Here is a 20,009-nt window from a genome sequence, read left to right as displayed (position 1 = left end):
AAAGGTCCATGCATGCAGCCACGGCCCCCGTCGCAACCCCTCCCCTCCGGCGCGCGCCGGATACGCCCGCGCCGGGTCGCCGCGCTCGGCGCCGTGACCGCGCTCACCCTGGCGGTCGGCACGTCGGCGGGCACGGGTCACCACACGGTGGGCCCGGCGGCGGCCGGGGCGCGCGCGATGAACCCGGCCCACGCCACCGCCCTCGCCCCCTGCATGATCAGCAGCAGGCTGGACGTGCAGATGTCCGAGGGCATCCCCACCTCCGGCGGCTACGCCCGTTCCACCGGCACGATCCGCGCGCTCACCCTGATGATCGACTTCGAGGACGCGCCGGGCCGGGGCAGCGCCATGAACCGCTTCCGGGAGTTCTTCCCGCAGACCCGCGCCTGGTTCCGCACCAGCTCCTACGGCCGCCTGGACTACCGCCCCGAGACCCCGATCCGCGACTGGCTGCGGATGCCCAGGCCGTTCGAGGAGTACGGCATAGAGCGCGGCGCCCCCTTCGAGCCCGGCTACCGCCTGCTGGTCGAGGACCTGGTAGGCGCCGCCGACCCCGAGGTCGACTTCGCGGCGTACGACCTGCTGAACGTGCTGGTGACCCCGAACGCCGGCCCGTCCGCGCTGGACACCGTCCTGTCGGTGACGTTCGCCGGCAACAGCGAGGCCCCCACGGCGGACGGCGTCCCCGTCGCCAACGCCTCCTTCGTCTACTCCCGCCAGGACGACGGCTCCGGCGCCTACGCGCGCACCGGCTACCGCGTCCTGCCGCACGAGAACGGCCACGTCTTCGGCCTGCCCGACCTCTACACCCAGGAGGGCGGGGGCGCGGTCGGGCACTGGGACATCATGAGCGAGGACTGGGGGGCCAACAACGACCTCCTCGGCTGGCACAAGTGGAAGCTCGGCTGGCTGGACCCGGCCCAGGTCGGCTGCGTCGCCGCGCACGGCACGAGCGAGCACCTGCTGACCCCGCTGGCCCGCCCGGGCGGCCCCAAGCTGATCTTCATACCCATCGACCGGCGCACGGGCTACGCGGCCGAGCTGCGCACCCGCGCCGGCAACGACGAGGCCGTGTGCCGGCCGGGCGTGCTGATCTACAAGGTGGACGCGGACGTGGACACCGGCATGGGGCCGGTGCGGGTGTACGACTCCCGCCGGGACAGCGGCGGCTGCACCCGCAGCCCGAACGTCCACGCGGAACTCTCCGACGCCGCCTTCACCCCGGGCCAGACCTTCAAGGACCCGCGCCGGGGCATCGAGATAGAGGTCACGGGCGTGGACCCGGCGGGGAACCATGTGGTGCGGGTGGAGCGGAAGCGGAGGTAGCGGGGAGGGAGCGGAGGTGGGGCGGGAGCGGAGGTGGGGCCGGAGGCCGGGAGCAGGCGTCGGGTGGGTGGCCGGCGTCCCGTGTCGCCGCCGGACGCCCGGCGTCCCGGCGGGCGCTCGCGCGGTTACCGTAGGCGTGCCCCGATCGCCGTACCGGAGAACTGATGCCCGCCGCCCGTCCCGCCCACCCCACGACGAACGCCGCGCCGGTCGCCGACGTGCCGGTCGCCGACGTGCCGCCGGCCGAAGCGGTCGCGCCGTTGATCCGCGGGGTCGCGGTGGTGCGGCGACTCACGGAGGCCGACGGCGTGCTGAGCCTGAGCGCCCTGGAGCGGGCCACCGGGCTCGCCCGGTCCACCGTCGACCGGGTCACGGCGACCCTCGCCCGCATGGGGTACGTCCGGCTCGACGGGCGGGACGCGGTCCTCGCTCCCCGTCTGATGGAGCTGGGCAACGCCTACCTGGCCGCCCTGCGCCTGCCCGACCTGCTGGCCGGGCGGGCGGACGCCCTCGCCGACGAGCTGGACGAGTCGGTGTCCCTCGCGGTCCGCGACGGCGACGGCATCCGGTTCGTCCACCAGGCGACCCGCCGCCGCGCGATGTCCCTGAGCTTCCGCATCGGCGACCTGCTGCCGGCCGAACGCACCGCGCCCGGCGCGCTGTTCGCGGCGCAGTGGACGCCCGAGGACTGGCGCCGCTGGCGGGCGCGCCGGGCCGAGGACCCGCGCAACGACGCCTTCATCGCCGTACCGCTGGCCGAACGTCCGCTGTCCGACCGGGACTTCGCGCGGCGCGCGGCCGAGGCCGGTGAGCAGGGGTGGGCGCTGGACGACCAGTTGATCGAACCGGGACTCGTAGCGGTGGCGGTTCCGGTACGCGATCCCCGCACCGGACGGATCGCGTGCGCGGCGAGCGTGGTCAGCCACACGAGCCGGCACACCGCGGCGAGCCTGCGCGAGAACCTGCTGCCCCGGCTGCGGGAGGCGGTCGCGGCGATGGAGGCGGAGCTGCGCACCGCGCCCCCGACCCGGCCGTGCGCCCTGCCCGCGGGACTGGCCCTGTGGACGGGTGCGTCGAAACAGGAGCTGGGCCGGGAGTTCGTGGAGTCGCTGGCCCGGGGCCTGACCGTGCTGACGGCGTTCGGCGAGGGCCGCGCCGAACTGACCCTGGCCGACGTGGCGAGGGCGACCGGGCTGGCCCGGGCGACGGCACGCCGGGCCCTGATCACGTACGAGCACCTCGGTCTGGTCCGCCAGTCCCGCGAGGGCGCCTTCACCCTCACTCCGCGCGTGCTGTCCCTCGGCTACCCACCCCTGTCCCGCACCTCCCTGCCCCGGATCGCGGCCCCGCACCTGACCGCGCTCGCCGACCGCATCCACGAGTCCACGTCGCTCGCAGTCCTCACCCCGGCCGGCGACGAGATCCAGTACACGGCCCGCGTGGCCACCACCCGCGTGATGAGCGTGAACATCACGGTGGGGACCCGTTTCCCGGCCCACGCCACGTCGATGGGCCGGGTCCTGCTGGGCGACCTGCCCTCGCCCGACCCGGGCGCACTGCACCCGCTGACCCCGCACACCGTCACGGACCCCGCCGAGCTGGCCCGGATCCTGGCCACCGTCCGCGAGCAGGGCTACGCCCTCGTCGACGAGGAACTGGAGGAGGGCCTGCGCTCGTTGGCGGTCCCGGTCCGCGACCGCGCGGGCCGTGTCGTGGCCGCCGTCAACACGGCGATGCACATCTCCCGACACACGACGCAGGAGTGCGTCGGCTCCCTCCTGCCGGAACTGCGCGCCACGGCCACCGCGATCGAGGCCGACCTGCACACGTCGTCCCGCTTCACCCGCGTGCCCCTGACCTGACCCGCCCGGCCGGCCGCGAACCCGCCGTGCCCGGCCGGGAGGCCGCCCCTGCCCGCCACGCCGCCGACCCGCCACGCCCCTTCCATACGGGTGCCGCACCGGCGCGCCACGGCTCGCCCACACCCCCGAAACGGGGCGATTCCTCTGGAACTTCGCCGACGCCACCGACATCACCATCACCGACGGCGACACCGTCGAGGGCACGATCTACGCCCCGCGCGCCACCCTCACCAACCTCGACCCGGCCAACATCGAGGGCGACATCATCGTCGACTCCCTCATCGCGGGTCCGCTCTCCGGTCGGCCGGGCGGTCCGGCCAACGCTGGGGAGATCCACTACTTCCCGTTCGCGGCGGACCTGGCGTGCGACACAGAGACGGTGTCGCCGTGGCCGACGGACAGCCCGACGGCAAGTCCGACCGACAGCCCGACGCCGACCCCGACCGACAGCCCGACGCCGACCCCTACGTTCCCGACCCCGACCTTCCCCACCCCGACGTTCCCGACCTCGTCGCCCACGGGATCGACGCCCGCCCCGTCGCCGACCGGCACGACACCGGCGCCCACGGCCACGCCGACCAGGCCGACGCCCACACCCACCAAGCCGACCGGCCGCCCTACGCCGTCCAAGCCCGGCCACGGATACGGCGACGACTACGGGGACGACTACGGCGACAGCCACGGCAGCGGTCACGGTCACGGCAAGTCCTGACACGACGGCACCGCCGACTGCGACCGGCCGTGCAGGCAGGTGAACCGCTCCGGGTGGCGAGCGCCCCCGCCGGCGCCGACAGGCCGTCGTCCCCGGCGGAGCCGCCCCGCCCCTCGACGGGGAGCGCCACCCGGCACCATGAAGCATGCGACCGGACGCCTGGCACCTCAGCCACGACCTCGACGACCTGCTCACCCATGCCGGAGACTTCCTCCGCTCGCGCCCCGTGCTGCACAACACGCCGCTCACCACGGTGGAGAAGTGGCGGACCACGCCGGGCGCGTACCAGCCCGGGTCCGTCCTCTTCGGGCGCCTGGAGTCGGACGACGGGACGCGGGCGGTCTTCTACCGGCCCCCCTCCCGCCGCCTCACCCTGACCCCGCTCTCCCCCGAGCGGGCCGACGCCCTCGCCGCCCACCTGGCCGGCCTCGGTCACACGCTCGCCGGCGTCACCGCGGACCACGACACCGCCACCGCGTTCGCCGAGGCATGGCGGCGGCACACCGGCACGACGCCCGTGCTCCGCGTCCGGATGCACCTGTACCGCCTCGACCGGCTCACCCCGCCCGACCCTCACCCCGAGGGCCACGGCCGGGCCGCGGGCGAGCAGGATCACGAGCACCTGATGCGCTGGTGCCGTGAACTGGCCGCCGATCTCGGGGAGTCCGTCGCCATCGACGCCGCCACCTGGCCCGGCACCCGCTACGCCGAGAAGCGCTACACCTTCTGGGAACTCCCGGACGGCACCCCGGTCTCCATGGCGGGCGTCAACCCCATGACCGCCGGGATGGTCCGGCTGGACCCCGTCTACACCCCGGCCCGCTTCCGCGGCCGGGGCTACGCCGCCGCCGTGACCGCCGAGGCGACCCGGGCCGTCCTCGCCGCGGGCGCCACGGAGGTCGTGCTCTACACGGACGCCGGCAACCCGACCAGCAACGCCCTCTATCGGCGGCTCGGCTATCGCCGGGTCGCCGACTGGGCGCCGTACGACTTCGCGTAGACCCGCGGCGGACGCCGGGGGCGGCCTCAGCCGCCGTTGCGCGGTGGCGGCGCCGTCGAGCCGCGGGGCGTCAGCGTGGGGGTCGGCACCTGGTGGGAGTCGCGGTCGGCTCCGCCGATGACGTCGAACAGGACGCGGGTCACCTCGGCGCCGAAGTGGTGGACGTCGTGGCTCATCGCCGACAGGGTCGGGTGGGTGATCCGGCACAGCTGGGAGTCGTCCCAGGCCAGCAGGGACAGGTCGTCCGGCACCGTGAAGCCCATCTCCGCGGCGACGCCCGCGCCCGCGACGGCCATGATGTCGTTGTCGTAGACGATCGCGGTGGGCCGGTCGGCCGCGAGCAGCAGGGAGCGGGTGGCGCGGGCGCCCTCCTTCTCGTCGAAGCCCGTGGCGATCTGCCGGGTCTCCTCCAGGCCCAGCTTGCGGACCGTCTCCGTGAACGCCCGCGCGCGGATGGCGCTGTGGCCGAGGTCCGTCGGACCGCCCACCCGGCCGATGCGCCGGTGCCCCAGCGCCGCCAGATAGCTGACCGCCTCGGCGACCGCGGAGGCGTCGTCCGTCCACACCGCCGGGAAGGACCCGGTCAGCGACGGATGCCCGACCGCCACGGCCGGCAGGCCGGTGTCCTGGAGCGCCGGGACCCGGGGGTCGTCCCGGCGGAAGTCCACCAGGATCGCCCCGGCGATCATCCGGCTGCGCCACCAGTCCTTGTAGAGGGCGATCTCCTCGTCCACGTCGCGCACCAGCCGCAGCAGCAGCGAGCAGGACCGCTCGGCGAGGACGCTCTCGATGCCGGAGATGAAGTCCATGTAGAACGGCTCCAGGCCGAGCAGCCGGGCGGGCCGGCACAGGGCCAGCCCCACCACGTCCACCCGCCGGCTGGAGAGACTGCGGGCGGTCGCGCTGGGCGCCCAGCCCAGTTCCCGGGCGGCCTGGAAGATCCGCTCGCGGGTGGCCTCGGAGACGCCGCGCTTGTGGTTGAACGCCAGGGACACCGCGCCCTTGGACACCCCGGCCCGGACGGCGACGTCCTTGATCGTGACGCGTTCCTCGGGGCCGCCGCTCACACCACGTCCACGCAGAACAGAGCGGTCCTGACGGCCTCGATGCCGACGTCGCCGCAGCCGGTGACACGGATGCGCGTCCGCTCACCGGGCAGCAGTGTCTGCGGACCTCGGTCGCAGACGGCCTCCGGACCGAGCCGGTCGGGCTGGAGCAGCAGGTCTCTGACGAGGGTATGTGCGCTGACCACGACATCGACTCTATCCCCCTGTCCGGGCACCGGTTCCAGGGCGATGTCGTAGACCGGCTTCGGGTGGGCGAAGTCCTTGTCGGGGACCGGGAAGTGCAGGGCGCGCAGGCCGCTCGCGCCCTCGCTTCCGCCCGTGCCCGGGTCCAGTGCGTCCGCGTCCGCGACCAGGAACTCCTTCCCGCAGGCCGCGTCCGGCAGCAGTTCTGCCGGCACCGCCACGCGGACCACCGAGCGGGCGGCCACCTCGACCTCGATGCGGGCCTCGTCGACCGTGGCGCCCCCGGCCTCCACGCGGCGCAGCGTCACCTCGGTCGACCAGGGCTCGGCGGACTGGTTGACGGCCGCGAGGACCAGGCCCTCGGGGGCGCCGTCGGGCGCGGGCTGGAGGGTGAGCAGCCGGTCGGCGTAGACGCGGCGCAGTTCGTGGTGGAGCGGCTTGAGGCGGCCGTCCCCGTCGACGGCGGCCCAGGAGGTGACGGGCCAGCAGTCGTTGAGCTGCCAGACGACCGTGCCGGCGCACACGGGCCAGTGCGAGCGCCAGTGCTCGATGCCGGCCGCGACCGCGCGGGCCTGGACGAGCTGGGTCAGATAGTGCCAGCGGTCGAAGTCGCCCTCGGGCAGCGGGAAGTGGCGGGCGACGCCGCGGTTCAGCTTGCCGTTGCCGTCCTCGGCCTTCTGGTGGTGCAGCATGCCCGGGGAGTCGGGGGTGAGTTCCTCGCCGGGCAGGGCGCGGCGCAGGGTGGCCAGGGCGGGCGGGGCCTGCCAGCCGAACTCGGCGACGAAGCGCGGGACGCTCGCGCGGTACTCGGCGTAGTCCTGCCGGTTCCACACCTCCCACGAGTGGTGGGTGCCGTGCGCGGGGTCGTTGGGGTGGTGGTCCCAGGAACCGGACCAGGGGCTGCCGGCGGCGTACGGGCGGGTGGGGTCGAGTTCGGCGACGATCCGCGGGAGCAGTCCGAGGTAGTAGCCCTCGCCCCAGGAGTCGCCGGCGAGGGCGGGCTCCCAGTCCCAGTCGCGGAAGCCCCAGAGGTTCTCGTTGTTGCCGTTCCACAGGACGAGGGAGGGGTGCGGCATCAGCCGGACAACGTTGTCCCGCGCCTCGGCCTCGACCTCCCCGCGCAAGGGCTGCTCCTCGGGGTAGGCGGAGCAGGCGAAGAGGAAGTCCTGCCAGACCATGAGGCCGAGTTCGTCGCAGACGTCGTAGAAGGCGTCGTCCTCGTAGATGCCGCCGCCCCACACCCGCACCAGGTCGACATTGGCGTCGGCGGCCTGGGTGAGCCGGGTGCGGTAGCGCTCGGGGGTGACGCGGGACGGGAAGGCGTCGTCGGGGATCCAGTTGACGCCGCGGGCGAAGACGCGGACGCCGTTGACGACGAGGGTGAACCCGGTGCCGTGCTCGTCGGGCGAGCGGTCCAGCTCGATCGTGCGGAAGCCGATCCGGCGCTCCCAGGCGTCGAGCGGGGCGCCGTGGTCGTCGGCGAGGGTGAGGCGGAGGTCGTAGAGGGGCTGTTCGCCGTAGCCGCGGGGCCACCACAGGCGTACGTCGGGGACCTGGAGGGTCAGCACGGCCTCGTCGCCGGTGAAGCGGGTCTCGGCGCGGACGCCGGCCACGGTCGCCTCGGCGGTGAGGTCCCGGCCCGCGCCGCCCGCGGTGCGCTCGACGTCGAGGCGGATCTCGACGCGGCCGGCGGTGCCGTCGACGGTGACCAGGGGCCGTACGCCGGCGATGCGGGCGGTGGACCAGTGCTCCAGCCGGACCGGGCGCCAGATGCCCGCCGTCACCAGCGTCGGCCCCCAGTCCCAGCCGAAGTTGCACGCCATCTTGCGGATGTACTGCGACGGCTCGGGATAGACGTTGGGCCGTTCGCCCGTGATCGCCCGCACGGCCTCGGCCTCGTCGTAGGCGGAGGCGAAGCGGACCGCCAGTTCGCCGTGGCGGCCGGTGACGTCGAAGCGGTAGCGGCGGTGCATGTTGCGGGTCGCGCCGACCGGAAGACCGTCCAGGGTGATGGTCGCGGCCGTGTCGAGGCCGTCGAAGACCAGGTCGGTGCGCTCGTGCCCGCTGTCGTGGCGCAGGTGCCGGACGTACGTCCACGCGCGGCGCCCCACCCAGGCGACCTCGGCCTCGTTGCGGCCGAGGAAGGGGTCCGGGATGACGCCGGCGGCCAGCAGGTCGGTGTGGACGCAGCCCGGCACCCGCGCCGGAAGCGTCGCGTCGTCGTGGCGCAGACTCCAGCCCTCGGCAAGGGGGGTGACGTCCCTCATGGTGCGGCTCCAATCGCATGACTCATGGCTCATGGCCCGTGGCCCGCGGCGCATGGCTCATGCCACGGTCTGGGATGAGACGGGATGACGGTGACGCGGGACAACCTAACCCGCTGATCACCCGCTGTCCATAAACCGGTCTAGCTCCCCTGCCGACCGAACCTCCCCGATCACCACAGGGTCAACGTGCAGCGAAACGATCCCCTGGTAACGATTGAGCATCGCGAGCGGAATGACTGCTTTACCGGTTCACCAGTCGCTGACATAGTGCCGACATCCCACCCGCAGAGCTGAGCCGCATTCCTGAAGGAGCTGGGCACATGGGGAAGAAGAAGACGCTGTCGGGAGCGCTTCTGGCCATCGCGACCCTTACGGTCGCGGGGTGCAGTGGCGGAGGCACGACCTCCGGTGGCACGGCGTCGTCACCGAAGGACCCGGCCGACGCCTCCGGCACCATCAAGGTGCTCACCCACCGCACCGACCTCGTCCAGAACGGGACGATGGACAAGTACGCGGAGGAGTTCCGGAAGACCTACCCCAAGGTGAAGGTCGAGTTCGAGGCCCTCACCGACTACGAGGGCGAGGTCAAGATCCGGATGAACACCAAGGACTACGGCGACGTCCTGATGATCCCGGGCGCCGTCGCCAAGAACGACTACCCGAAGTTCTTCGCCTCCCTCGGCAGCAGCGACTACTTCAAGGGCAAGTACCGCTTCACCGACAAGACGGAGGTGAACGGCAAGGTCTACGGCATCGCCCAGTTCGGCACCGCCAACGGCTTCGTCTACAACAAGGCCGTCTGGGAGAAGGCCGGCGTCACCGACTGGCCGACCAGCCCCGAGGAGTTCCTCGCGGACCTGAAGAAGATCAAGTCCAAGACGGACGCGGTGCCGTACTACACCAACTTCAAGGACGCCTGGCCCCTGACGGCCTGGAGCAACAACATCGGCACGGTCAGCTGCGACGAGCACGCCAACGACGAACTCGCCGGCGCCGTCTCGCCCTGGAAGGAGGGCGGCGACCTCCGCGTGATCGACTCGCTGCTGCACGACGTCGTCAAGGGCGGCCTGTCCGAGAAGGACCCGAGCACCACCAACTGGGAAGCCTCCAAGGGCATGATCGCCAAGGGCGAGATCGCCACCATGCACCTCGGCTCCTGGGCGATCACGCAGATGCAGGCCGCGGCCAAGGACGCGGGCACGGACCCGGCCGACATCGGCTTCATGCCGTTCCCGACCCAGAAGGACGGCGGCTTCTGCGCCACGCTGGTCTCCGACTACCAGCAGGCGGTCAGCGTCCACTCCGAGCACAAGACCGCGGCGCGGGCGTGGATCGACTGGTTCACCGAGAAGTCCGGCTACTCGGAGACCGAGGGCGCCGTGCCGGCGCTCCAGGCCGCTCCCATGCCGGAGACGCTCAAGGACTTCGTGGACAACGATGTCATGTTCGTGGAACGCTCGGAGGCCAAGACCGGCGAGGTCAACGCGATCGACAACGCGGCGGAGATCGGCCTGAACAAGCCCGACTACCGCCAGCAGCTGGTCGACCTCGCGCGCGGTGCACGCAAGGGCAACCTGGAGGACTTCTTCGCGGACCTCGACAAGCGGTGGAACGAGGCGGCGAGGACGGCGGGGTCCTGATCGGCGGGGCCTGAACCGGGGTGGGCCGATCCCGCCGGGGCGGGCCCGGGTGAAGGGCTGGTCCCACCGCGGGCCGGTCCGGGAGCAGGCCACCCCCGTACCGGGGCGGGCCCGGCCACCTGACCGGGCCGGGACCGCCCCGCCTGCCCCGGCCCCCCTCCCACCCACCCGCTTGATCCTGTACGACTGCCCGTCCCGCCGCCCCGCCTGCCCCGCCAGCCCCCCTGCCCCGCCCGTCCCGCCCGCCGCGCACCCGCGCCGCGCCCTCCGCGGACGACGAAAGGCCCTCCATGACCGAGATGACCCACGCGGCGCCCGCGAAGACGCGCCGCGCCGCCGCCGGCCGCAGAGCGCAGACCGGTGACGGCCGACCCGGACGCGGCCGCCGTGGTGGCAGCGGCGGCAACGGCGGCGACCGTCGCGGCCCGCTGCTGCGCCGCCTCACGCCCTGGCTGTACCTGGCCGTCCCGCTGGCCCTGCTGATCACGTTCACCTACGTCCCCGTGGCGAACATGATCTACTTCAGCTTCACCGACTGGGACGGCGTCAGCCCCGACCGGAACTTCACCGGCGTCGACAACTACCGCCAGATCTTCACCCGGCCCGAGCTGTTCCGGGTGTTCTTCGTCAGCTTCTACTACCTCGCCGCGTCCGTCGTGCAGATCGTCATCGCCCTCTACTTCGCGACGATCCTCAGCTTCGACCTGCGCTTTCGCAATCTGTTCAAGGGGATCCTGTTCTTCCCCTACCTGATCAACGGCGTGGCCATCGGCTTCGTCTTCCTCTACTTCTTCCAGGACGGCGGCACGCTGGACTCGGTGCTCTCCTGGTTCGGCGCCGAGACCGACCGCGCCTGGCTGGGCGACCCGACGTCGGCCAACACGTCGCTCGCGGGCGTGTCCGTGTGGCGCTTCACGGGCCTGAACTTCGTGCTGTTCCTCGGCGCGATCCAGTCCATCCCGGGCGAGCTCTACGAGGCGGCCCAGCTGGACGGGGCCAGCCGCTGGCAGCAGTTCCGGCACATCATCGCGCCGAGCATCCGGCCGGTGATCGGGCTGAGCGTCATCCTGGCGATCTCCGGGTCCCTGGCGGTCTTCGAGATCCCGTACATCATGACCGGCGGCGCGACCGGCACCTCGACCTTCGTCATCCAGACGGTGAAGCTCGCCTTCCAGTTCAACAAGACGGGCCTCGCCTCGGCCGCCGCCGTCGTCCTGCTTCTGATCATCCTGCTGATCACCTGGATCCAGCGTCGCCTCGTGCCCGACGAGAAGGTGGACCTCGTATGACCGTCTCCGCATCCGTCCCCCGGTCCGCACGCGAGCCGCGGGGCCGCGCCGCCCGCCGCGGGCCGCGCCTGGCCCCGGTGCTGATCTACCTCTCCCTGATCGTCGCCTCGCTGGTCGTGCTGGTCCCGCTCGTCGTGGTCTTCCTCACCTCGCTGAAGACGCCCGCCGAGGTGGCCGACGGCGGCGCGCTGTCGCTGCCGGGCGACTGGCTCAACTTCGGCAACTACGTCACCGCGTTCAACGACGGCCAGATGCTGTCGGCGTTCGCCAACACGGCGTTCATCCTGCTGTTCTCCATCACGGGCACGGTGCTCATCGGCTCGATGACGGCGTACGCGGTCGACCGGTTCCGGTTCCGGCTGAAGAAGCCGGTGATGCTGCTGTTCCTGATCGCGACGCTGGTGCCGAGCGTGACGACGCAGGTGGCGACCTTCCAGGTCGTGAACAGCTTCGGCCTGTTCAACTCCCTGTGGGCGCCGATCCTGCTCTACATGGGCACGGACATCGTCTCGATCTACGTGTTCCTGCAGTTCATCCGGGGTATCCCGGTCTCCCTGGACGAGGCCGCGCGCCTGGACGGCGCCAGCTCCCTCACCATCTACTGGAAGATCATCCTGCCGCTGCTCAAGCCGGCCATCGCCACCGTGGTGATCATCAAGGGGATCACGGTCTACAACGACTTCTACATCCCCTTCCTCTACATGCCGGCCGAGGACCTCGGCACCATCTCCACCGCCCTCTTCCGCTTCAAGGGCCCCTTCGGGGCGCACTGGGAGCACATCTCGGCCGGCACGATCCTGGTGATCGTGCCGACGCTGGTGGTGTTCCTGTTCCTCCAGCGGTACATCTACAACGGGTTCGCGCAGGGCGCGACGAAGTGACGGAGGGGGCGTACGGCGGCCCCCGTCCCCTGGGGAGGGACGGGGGCCGCTGCTTCGCCGGACGTCCGGCGGCGGTTTCACCGGCGGACGTGCCCGACACGGATCACCGGCGGACGTCGCGGCGGACGTCGCAGACTTCGGATTTCCGGCGGACACGGCACCGCCGGCCCGGGTCACCGGCGGACACGGCTAACGGTCGGCCGGTCCGCCCCGGACCACGCAGGAGCGGGAGTTCTCCCAGCCCCAGCCGTCGCCGTCGGGATCGGTGGCGCTGCCGTTCTGGCAGTAGGGGTAGCCGTTCGGCGCGGTGCCGCCTCCGCTCCCGGTGCCGCCGAACACGGACGCCTCGCGGGAGGTGGCGGCGATGCCATTGGCCCCGTTGACGAGGCGCTGCCCCCAAGTGGTCAGCTGGCCGGCGTTGAAGTTGCTGACCACGTCGAGGTATTCGACGCCGCCGCCGTTGCCGCTCCAGGACCAGCCGAGGTAACCGAGCCGCAGGCTCTGGGCGGTGGCCATGATGGCGTCCTCGTCGGGGTTGCCGTCGCTGTGGTTGTTCCCGAACTCTCCGACCACGATGGGCAGTCGGGCGTTGACGAAGGCGTTGAGGTAGCTCTGCACCTCGGCCGCGGTGTCGTACACGCCGTACATGTGGATGGAGAAGATGGTGTTGCGCGCGGGGTCGGAGTTGAACACCGCGGAGGCGTTCGAGCGCATGGTGCCGGACCAGTCCTGCCCCCAGTTGGGCGCGTCCACCATCAGCGCGTGCTGGAAGCCGGCGCCGCGCATCCGGGAGATGGCCTGCTGGGTGGCGGAGGTCCACTGGGTGTAGTTGGTGTTTCCGTACGGCTCGTTGCCGATGTTGATGACGACGTAATTCTCCTGGCCGACGAGCGCGCTCTTGATACCGGTCCAGTAGTCGACGGCCTGGCTCAGCGTGGCCGCGCCGGAGTCTTCTCCATAACCGGTGGTGTCATGCGCTTCGAGCACGCATATCAGCCGGTTCGCCTTGCACTGGGAGACGATCCCGGACACCTCGGAGGCGGGGGTACGGGTCCATTTGTGCCCGGTGGCGAGAACGACCCGGACGGTGTTCGCTCCCTTGGCCTTGATGGCGGCCAGGGAGCTGCTCGTCTGGCCGGGGTACCAGGCGTGAGCATGGTTGATGCCGCGCATCACGAAGTCGTTGCCGTTCGACTCGAGGATGCGGCCGTTGCTGACATGAATTCCGGTGGCGGCGTGGGCGGTGCCCGAGAGCCCGAATACGGAACCGGCCAGACCGATCATTCCGGCCGTGAAGGCGACTGCGGCTCTGCGCATGATTTTGGGCAGGGATGTGCGTACAGACAGGGTCATGCCCTCTCCTGATGATGTGGGGTGTGCGGCTCTTGTCCTGCTCTACGAGGCCGAACTTGCCTCGGTGGCAGGAGTGTTGGAGACTTAACCGGTTTAGTCAACCGTTCCGGCAGTTCGGATCCGGCCGGACTTTTCCCGGGCGGTGAACGCACCCCTGCCGGGCGATCAGACCCCGAGCCGGTCGAGAACCTCGGCGACCAGCGCGTCGGCGGCGTCGAGGACGGCGTGCAGCGCATCGGGCGCGGCTCCCGACGGGACGAACAACTCGTGGGCCCGAGTGGCGAATCGGGCGGGCGCGACGCCGAGCCGCCCGGCGGCCTCGACGGCTCCCTTCTCATTGAGCACCCAGCAGCGGGCGTGAGCGTGCAGGGCGTGGACGAGCAACCCGACGGCGCGGAAGAGACAGCCGGCGACGTAGAAGGCGTCACCACGGGCGGCACCCTTACGAGCCCCGGCGAGGATGAAGGGCGCCTCCCAGCGGGCATTGCCGATCAGCGCGTCGCGCAGGGCCTCGGGATAACGCCGGACCTCCTGCTGCAGCGCCCGCAACTCCCCGCGCGGATCGGCGAGGACACGTCCGAGGGCGAGCTCACCGACGTAGGAGTGGGAGTAGACGCCCAGCGGGTGCCCGGCCTGGACCCCGACCTCGAAACGCCCTCGCCGGCAGTCCTGCCAGATCCGCCGGACACGGTCGAGATCCCGGTAGATCCAGTCGACGCGGTGGCGGGGAGGGGGTGGGGGACATGGGAGGGGTGGCGGCGCTGGGGGTGGGGGCGCTGGGTGCGCTGAGGGCGGGGGCGCTGCGTGCGCTGGGGGTGCTGGGAGCGCTGGGGACGGGGGCGCTGGGTGCGCTGAGGGCGGGGGCGCTGGGTGCGCTGGGGACGCCACCGGGATGGTCAGCCACGCCCCGCCGTCCACCCAGGGCCCCCAGCCGCCGGGTTCGGTCACTTCGACGGGCCCACCGGTCAGCTCGGCGGCGAGCCGACAGAGGGCGTCGGTGTCGGGCGGAGTGTGAGGTCGGTAGTACAGACCGAGGTCGTAGTCGGAGTCGACCCGATGGGCGCCGCGTGCCCGACTGCCACCGAGGGTGACGCCGACGATGCCGGGGATGCGGGCGAGCCGGTGGGCGATCTCGGGGAGACGATCCATGGGACGAGTGTGCGGGGGCGGGTCTCGGGGAGCGAGCGCGTTTTCACCGGCGCTGCTCACCCGCCCCAGCGCCCGGATTACGGCGGCCAGGTCACCACATCTTCAACCAGCTCCTCCCCCGCCCACCCCGAACCCCCACCAGCGCCCACCGAAGCCCTGATCCGGTACCCTGTGGATCGAGCGCCCTGCCGGGCGCCGCATCACGCCTTCGTAGCTCAGGGGATAGAGCACCGCTCTCCTAAAGCGGGTGTCGCAGGTTCGAATCCTGCCGGGGGCACAGAGAAAAGGGCCAGCTCAGGAGGGGTTTCCTCCCAGGCTGGCCCTTCGTCGTGTTCGCGGTCGTGCCACACGCGTGCCACTAATGCCACGCGGATGCCACATCCCCTAGCCGGAGGCTCCTCCCCCGCCGTCGCGGATCATGGCCCCGAGCCGGTCGGCGATGGCCCGGTCCCGGTCGCTGGTCATGTGCTGATAGATCAGCGCGGCCCGGGAGCTGCTGTGCCCCATCCTCGTCATCAGCTCCCGCGTGCTGGCCCCGGCCGTCGAGGCCAGCGTGTTGCCCGTGTGCCGAAGATCGTGGAAGTGCAGCTCGGTCGTGACGCCCGCGGCCTTCCGGGCCTTGACCCAGTCGTCCCGGAAGTTGCTCCGCCGCAGCTGCCCGCCCTGCGGCCCGACGAAGACGTGCCCGTCGCGGCCAGGAGCGGCGAAGTGCTCCAGGTGATGCGTGACCGCGTCGAGCAGTTCGGCGGGGAAGGAGACGGAGCGCACCCCGGCCGCAGACTTCGGCGCCTTGTCGAAGAGCCGGCCGTCCTGCAACTCGGCCTGAGCCCGGCGCACGGTGACGGTCAACCCCTCCAGGTCGACGTCCCGGCGCCGCAGGGCCGCCAGCTCCCCGAACCGCAGGGTGGTGAAGGCCGCCAGGAGCACGAGCAGCCGGTAGCGCGGCGCGATGGAGCCGGCGACGGCGAAGACCTCCGCCACCGTGAGAACCGGCCGCTCGGGCACGTCGTAGCGGTCCGCGCCCTTGATGCGGCACGGGTTGCGCCGGATCAGCTCGTCGTCCACAGCCGTGTTCATCAGGGCACGCAGCAGTTGGTACGCCTTGACCACCGTCGGCTCACCGACGCCGGCCGCCAACAGCTTGCCGCGCCAGCTCCGCACACGGGCAGTCGTCACATCGGCCACCGTCCCGGCCCCGAAGACGCATCTGGCGGCAAGTAGCCCTTAGCTTTCAAATACGCCCAATGACATTATCTTAATAAGGTCATCGACGATATGCATATCATTCAATGAATTGCACCGCGAAAAGACCGCGGAAGCCCTCTTCAAGAAGTGCACAGCTTCGACTGGCTGACGATGTATTCCGTAAAGCCTGCCGAGGTTGGCAAAAGCGTATCCCAAATCGATCAGATCATCAAAATCTGAAAGGATGCGTAGACCTTCCTCGAAATCGGCTACCGCCCGATCAAATTCCCCAAGGTCACTATATATAAGCCCTCGCTGGTTTAAAGCCCTGCCTTTGCCAAGCGAGTCAGGCAACTCCTCAAGGATGGACAGCGCTTTATCAAGCGTACTCAACGAGTCCGCCAGATCCCCCCTCGCCCGTAGGGCATTTGACAGGTTAATCAAGGCGTGGGCAGTGACACCATTCAGCGAAAGGTCGGAGAACAGCTCGACAGACCTCTTGTGGACTGCAACAGCCTCGTCGAAATGGCCCAAATCCATTAGCGTGCAGCCCATGTGTGACAAGGTGCGAGCTTCGCTCTCACGCGCACCAGCTCTCCTAAAAACGCGAACAGCTTCCTCATGCAGAGCAATAGCCTCCTCAACACGCCCCAGCGCTCGAAGCGCGCAAGCAGCATTATCTGAGGCCCGAGCGAAACCCTGAAATTCTTTATTCTCTAGGAACAGGCTGGCCGCCTCTGTGTGTGCATCAAGTGCACCCATAAAGTCACGCGTCGCAAGCAGCGAAACACCCATGTTATTTAGATATCGGGCCAATATGTCGTCATCGCGTAGTTCTCGCGCCAGATGGACAGCCTGCCGATGAAACGAAACAGAAGAAGGCAACTCGTGCACCTCGCGACACGCCATGCCAAGGCTATCAAGGGCATTGGCCTTGTGACGTGAGTGGCCTGTCTCTTCAAGTACAGAAAGTGACACCTCCATCATTTCTTTCCAGTCATTAAAGAGACGCCGCACATCTAGATACCTAGCGAGCCTGTACGGGATTTCGGCAGCATATCCATGAAGTGCTGGCTGCTTAGCTGCTATGTGCACTGTTTCAACTAGGTTTTGATACTCTGCATCGAGCCACTCAAGTGCAGACTCACGAGTGGAGAATACGGAGCCCGCCTGCTTACCACTCAGCAATTCTGCAGCTTCCCGAGAGTGCTCCAGGTAGAAGTCAAAGAGGCGAACGATCGCGTCTTCCTGCCCCGGGATCTCGGCAACAGCTTCAAGGGCGTAGAGTCTAACTAGGTCATGAAGACGCCAACGCCCCCAGATAAGGCCTTGCTCAACCAGGTGAGCCCGGCTGAGCGACAAAAGTATGGCTTCAACTCGATTTCCTGAAACGCCGATCAGACGAGCCGCTGCTTGCGTTGAAATATCGACGCCGGGACTGAATGAGATGAAACCAAGAACCCGCTTCTCCTCATCATTGAGCAACTCGTAAGACAAGTCAAATACTGCCCGAACCGCTTTTTCCTCGCGACGCAACTCATTTATCCGGTTATGGGCACTTTGCAAAGATTCCACTAATGAAGAGACAGGCCGCCTTGGAGTATCGGCCAGTACAGATGCGGCAATTTGCAGAGCCAGCGGCAAATGACCACATAGCCAAGCGAGCACATAGGCAGCGCTGACATCTTCGTCAATTCTTAGATCTACCTCACCCCGAGCGATGGCCACGGAGTTTCGCAGCAAGTCAACAGACGAAGAGGGACTAAGGGCCCGCAACTCGTGCAACCTCGCCCCAATATTCAGTATATGGCGCGAGGTCACAAGAGCCACCGATGAACTGTCGCTCGGGAGCAGATTGTTTACCTGATCGACAGATGACGCATTATCTATTATGACAAGTACGCGACGTCCGCATTTAGCATACGCTGCCAAGACCGAACGATATAGTCTGGCCTTACTTTGCAAATCTACGGGTAGGTTTTCCTCTGCTACGCCTAGGGAATTAAGTAGGCTCGCCAGCGCCCTATCAGGAGAAAGAGAGCGTTCTTTATCGTATCCAAAGAGGTCAATAAACGCGACCCCCCCGGGAAACCAAGCAGGTTTATCTTGCACCGCGTGGGCGACCTGATTGGCAAACTCCGTTTTACCCACGCCTCCTAGCCCAGTTACTAGATGTACAGCGCTCTTAACACCCTCACCGTTAGCCGGATCCATAATGCGCAGGATTTCGCTTAGTTCGTCATCTCGACCTGTGAACGCAGGGGACTTTGCAGGCAGACCGAAGAGTGCAGGCTGAATTTCTCTAGGCAATTGGAGAATGACGTTTCTGCCCTGAATCACAGCGTGCAGAAATAGCCCATCAGTGATCTCGTTAGAGACCTCTACCCTATGCGAGTCCCCTACACTCACGTCAATAACCTCTGGTTGATCCGTTCACTTCTGGCTAGGGCCGTTAAAATTGATACCGGAGAAGTCGCGGCCTTGCAGGATCGGGCCATTCTGGGTCCCGCCACTGATGGCATTGGTGGTTTCCCCGTCGCCTGTACGCAAAGCCTGAGCTTGTTGATGCCATTGCATCAGACCTGCCCGGAATGCTTCGTCCACCTGGGCGCGCCGGGCGAGGATGTTGCTGAGGGCCTGTGCCCTCTCCAAGTCATCGGGTGCCTCATTCAGCGAGGCAAGCTCAGCTGATCCGGTGATAGTGGCTGAAGTTTCGCGCTCGCCCGCCTCAATGGCGGTCCTCCTCGTCACAAGACCACCTAGTCCTGCCCACAATTGTCTACCTGCCTCGCCAGCCGCACCTGTTGCTATAGCTACGAGAAGCCCTGCGGAGATCGGATCCATACTGCCTCCTGCCACTGAAGATCTGGGGTGCCATCCTGACAGATCCCCAGCCGCTTGGAGAGGAATCGACTCAGTACGGGACCAGAACGTCCCAGGCTCAAGTAGCAAGGGGCCAGCTCTAGGACAGATCCGTCGGACACGTTGAACGGGCGGCCGAAGACCCCGTCTTCGCGCAACATAGACCTGATCAGTCTGCGCAGGTCGGTCGCCGGATCCGTGTGGACCACGCACCACCACAGCAGAGAACCACGCGGCGAAGGCGACCAAGGGTGATGAGACCTGATGCCAGGCGAACGCCCATCTCAGAGGCCTTGCCTGCCCCAAATGATCGCAGCTTCCCACGCTGAGGGTTCCGGCCGCCAACATAGGCCGGCCGTGACCGATTGCTCCGGTCGACGACACAGCCCAATACCGTGGCTGAGGCTGGTGGGGGTGCAGCGAGGCACACGCGTGCGTGGTCGGTCGGCGCGCCCGCCGTCGTGGCTGACTGTCATCGGCTGAGGTTCGTGCCACAACCGTGCCAGATGCAGGGGTCAGCCACGGTCAACATCAGTGCCTCATGGGCGAGTGCCCACCCGCTACCTTGCCCGGTGAAGCCGCAGATCAGACGCAAGATCCCCCAGCCTCTCTCCTAAAGCGGTGCTTGTGACGGGCATATAGGGAGAGGTTGTATCAGCGTCGACCAGTAGCCTGCGACAGTCCCCGTGGCGCCTCTGGAGGGTTCGTGGCAGCTACCGCTCTCGTCAGCCCCTATCGCTTGTGGTCGGCGCCGGAGGTCTTGGTGCGTCCGAGCCCGGTCCCGGCGGCGGCAGGGGTCTACGGGTGGCACTTCAAGCAGCCGCCCCATCCGGACCTGGACACCGGGCGCCTGCTCTACGTCGGTATAGCCCCGCGGTACATGGCGAACCGGACCAGCACCCAAAACCTGCGCAAGCGGGTGCGCTACCACTACCGGGGCAACGCGGCCGGCTCGACACTGCGGCTCACCCTCGGATGTCTGCTCGGACTCGAGCTGCGCCGTGTGGGCAGCGGCAAACGGATGACCTTCGGCAAGGCCGGCGAAGCCATCCTGAGAGGTCGTTCTCTTTCCGAACCTCGTGTGTGGTTTCCGCTGGTCAGGCATGAGACAGCGGCTGGCACGGAAGTCTGGGTCCGTTGCTGACCAAGACGTCGTGGGGGTGACGGATGCCGTCGATGCGGGCGGTGTTGGAAGCGCGGCAGAAGGCCGCGGCGGTGCGGGTGGAGGATCTC

14 protein-coding genes, 1 tRNA gene and 2 pseudogenes are annotated in these 20,009 nt (G+C 68.9%); 9 read left to right on the top strand and 8 right to left on the bottom strand.

Translation table 11 applies throughout. From position 1 onward, the window contains the following. Window positions 1-12: 12 nt before the first annotated feature. The 3 genes and pseudogenes from ABZY13_RS08675 to ABZY13_RS08665 all read left to right on the top strand — a co-directional run. Window positions 13-1,326 (top strand): M6 family metalloprotease domain-containing protein, encoded by a 1,314-nt coding sequence (locus tag ABZY13_RS08675; protein ID WP_356628192.1) that lies wholly within the window; start codon window positions 13-15, stop codon window positions 1,324-1,326. 164 nt (window positions 1,327-1,490) lie between these two features. Then, on the top strand, window positions 1,491-3,188 hold the full coding sequence (locus tag ABZY13_RS08670; protein ID WP_356628190.1) for an IclR family transcriptional regulator C-terminal domain-containing protein: 1,698 nt from the start codon (window positions 1,491-1,493) through the stop codon (window positions 3,186-3,188). Window positions 3,189-3,333: 145 nt separating this feature from the next. Then, a pseudogene (locus ABZY13_RS08665) lies at window positions 3,334-3,480 on the top strand (collagen-binding domain-containing protein); the annotation flags it as partial. 44 nt (window positions 3,481-3,524) lie between these two features. Here ABZY13_RS08665 and ABZY13_RS08660 read toward each other — a convergent pair. Then, on the bottom strand, window positions 3,525-3,782 hold the full coding sequence (locus ABZY13_RS08660; protein WP_356628188.1) for a hypothetical protein: 258 nt from the start codon (window positions 3,780-3,782) through the stop codon (window positions 3,525-3,527). A gap of 263 nt (window positions 3,783-4,045) precedes the next feature. On the opposite strand from ABZY13_RS08660, the gene ABZY13_RS08655 reads away from it, so the two are divergent. Next, entirely contained in the window at window positions 4,046-4,900 is an 855-nt protein-coding gene (locus ABZY13_RS08655; RefSeq protein ID WP_356628186.1) for a GNAT family N-acetyltransferase, read from the top strand. Window positions 4,901-4,926: 26 nt separating this feature from the next. Here ABZY13_RS08655 and ABZY13_RS08650 read toward each other — a convergent pair whose 3' ends face one another. Beyond that, window positions 4,927-5,967 (bottom strand): LacI family DNA-binding transcriptional regulator, encoded by a 1,041-nt coding sequence (locus ABZY13_RS08650; RefSeq protein ID WP_356628184.1) that lies wholly within the window; start codon window positions 5,965-5,967, stop codon window positions 4,927-4,929. Beyond that, a complete protein-coding gene (locus ABZY13_RS08645) occupies window positions 5,964-8,417 on the bottom strand; it encodes a glycoside hydrolase family 2 protein (protein WP_356628182.1) in 2,454 nt (817 codons plus the stop codon). The genes ABZY13_RS08650 and ABZY13_RS08645 overlap by 4 nt, the downstream gene beginning before the upstream one ends. A gap of 320 nt (window positions 8,418-8,737) precedes the next feature. Here ABZY13_RS08645 and ABZY13_RS08640 point away from each other — a divergent pair, with 320 nt between their 5' ends. The 3 genes from ABZY13_RS08640 (at window position 8,738) to ABZY13_RS08630 (ending at window position 12,227) form a co-directional block, all read left to right on the top strand. Beyond that, the gene (locus tag ABZY13_RS08640) at window positions 8,738-10,057 is read left to right on the top strand and encodes an ABC transporter substrate-binding protein (RefSeq protein ID WP_356628180.1); all 1,320 of its coding nucleotides are present in this window, start codon (window positions 8,738-8,740) and stop codon (window positions 10,055-10,057) included. Between the two features lie 290 nt (window positions 10,058-10,347). Then, a complete protein-coding gene (locus tag ABZY13_RS08635) occupies window positions 10,348-11,346 on the top strand; it encodes a sugar ABC transporter permease (protein ID WP_356628178.1) in 999 nt (332 codons plus the stop codon). Next, on the top strand, window positions 11,343-12,227 hold the full coding sequence (locus ABZY13_RS08630; RefSeq protein WP_356628175.1) for a carbohydrate ABC transporter permease: 885 nt from the start codon (window positions 11,343-11,345) through the stop codon (window positions 12,225-12,227). The genes ABZY13_RS08635 and ABZY13_RS08630 overlap by 4 nt, the downstream gene beginning before the upstream one ends. Before the next feature lie 189 nt (window positions 12,228-12,416). Here ABZY13_RS08630 and ABZY13_RS08625 read toward each other — a convergent pair whose 3' ends face one another. Both ABZY13_RS08625 and ABZY13_RS08620 read right to left on the bottom strand, forming a co-directional pair. Continuing rightward, window positions 12,417-13,580: a cellulase family glycosylhydrolase gene (locus ABZY13_RS08625; protein ID WP_356628173.1), complete on the bottom strand. Its 1,164-nt coding sequence runs from the start codon at window positions 13,578-13,580 to the stop codon at window positions 12,417-12,419. 165 nt (window positions 13,581-13,745) lie between these two features. Further along, window positions 13,746-14,729, bottom strand: coding sequence for a nucleotidyltransferase domain-containing protein (locus tag ABZY13_RS08620; protein ID WP_356628171.1), 984 nt, complete (start codon window positions 14,727-14,729; stop codon window positions 13,746-13,748). A gap of 204 nt (window positions 14,730-14,933) precedes the next feature. On the opposite strand from ABZY13_RS08620, the gene ABZY13_RS08615 reads away from it, so the two are divergent. Beyond that, a tRNA-Arg gene (locus ABZY13_RS08615) sits at window positions 14,934-15,006 on the top strand. A gap of 107 nt (window positions 15,007-15,113) precedes the next feature. Here the strand turns inward: ABZY13_RS08615 and ABZY13_RS08610 are convergent. From ABZY13_RS08610 to ABZY13_RS08600, 3 genes and pseudogenes are all read right to left on the bottom strand, one after another. Beyond that, window positions 15,114-15,929 (bottom strand): annotated as a pseudogene (locus tag ABZY13_RS08610) (site-specific integrase); the annotation flags it as partial. A 24-nt stretch (window positions 15,930-15,953) separates the two neighbouring features. Further along, window positions 15,954-18,323: a tetratricopeptide repeat protein gene (locus tag ABZY13_RS08605; RefSeq protein WP_356628169.1), complete on the bottom strand. Its 2,370-nt coding sequence runs from the start codon at window positions 18,321-18,323 to the stop codon at window positions 15,954-15,956. 24 nt (window positions 18,324-18,347) lie between these two features. After that, window positions 18,348-18,758, bottom strand: coding sequence for a hypothetical protein (locus ABZY13_RS08600; RefSeq protein ID WP_356628167.1), 411 nt, complete (start codon window positions 18,756-18,758; stop codon window positions 18,348-18,350). 898 nt (window positions 18,759-19,656) lie between these two features. Here ABZY13_RS08600 and ABZY13_RS08595 point away from each other — a divergent pair. Next, window positions 19,657-19,920, top strand: coding sequence for a GIY-YIG nuclease family protein (locus tag ABZY13_RS08595; protein ID WP_356628165.1), 264 nt, complete (start codon window positions 19,657-19,659; stop codon window positions 19,918-19,920). Window positions 19,921-20,009: the final 89 nt, after the last annotated feature.

Source organism: Streptomyces sp. NPDC006610 (assembly GCF_040611575.1).
GTDB lineage: Bacteria > Actinomycetota > Actinomycetes > Streptomycetales > Streptomycetaceae > Streptomyces.
This window is presented reverse-complemented; position numbering and strand designations above follow the sequence as displayed.

Excerpts from the sequence above, each read along its gene's own strand:
- ABZY13_RS08675 (WP_356628192.1), top strand. The coding sequence starts at position 13 with ATGCAGCCACGGCCCCCGTCGCAACCCCTCCCCTCCGGCGCGCGCCGG.
- ABZY13_RS08670 (WP_356628190.1), top strand. The coding sequence starts at position 1,491 with ATGCCCGCCGCCCGTCCCGCCCACCCCACGACGAACGCCGCGCCGGTC.
- ABZY13_RS08655 (WP_356628186.1), top strand. The coding sequence starts at position 4,046 with ATGCGACCGGACGCCTGGCACCTCAGCCACGACCTCGACGACCTGCTC.
- ABZY13_RS08645 (WP_356628182.1), bottom strand. The coding sequence starts at position 8,417 with ATGAGGGACGTCACCCCCCTTGCCGAGGGCTGGAGTCTGCGCCACGAC.
- ABZY13_RS08640 (WP_356628180.1), top strand. The coding sequence starts at position 8,738 with ATGGGGAAGAAGAAGACGCTGTCGGGAGCGCTTCTGGCCATCGCGACC.
- ABZY13_RS08635 (WP_356628178.1), top strand. The coding sequence starts at position 10,348 with ATGACCGAGATGACCCACGCGGCGCCCGCGAAGACGCGCCGCGCCGCC.
- ABZY13_RS08630 (WP_356628175.1), top strand. The coding sequence starts at position 11,343 with ATGACCGTCTCCGCATCCGTCCCCCGGTCCGCACGCGAGCCGCGGGGC.
- ABZY13_RS08625 (WP_356628173.1), bottom strand. The coding sequence starts at position 13,580 with ATGACCCTGTCTGTACGCACATCCCTGCCCAAAATCATGCGCAGAGCC.
- ABZY13_RS08620 (WP_356628171.1), bottom strand. The coding sequence starts at position 14,729 with ATGGATCGTCTCCCCGAGATCGCCCACCGGCTCGCCCGCATCCCCGGC.
- ABZY13_RS08600 (WP_356628167.1), bottom strand. The coding sequence starts at position 18,758 with ATGGATCCGATCTCCGCAGGGCTTCTCGTAGCTATAGCAACAGGTGCG.
- ABZY13_RS08595 (WP_356628165.1), top strand. The coding sequence starts at position 19,657 with ATGGCGAACCGGACCAGCACCCAAAACCTGCGCAAGCGGGTGCGCTAC.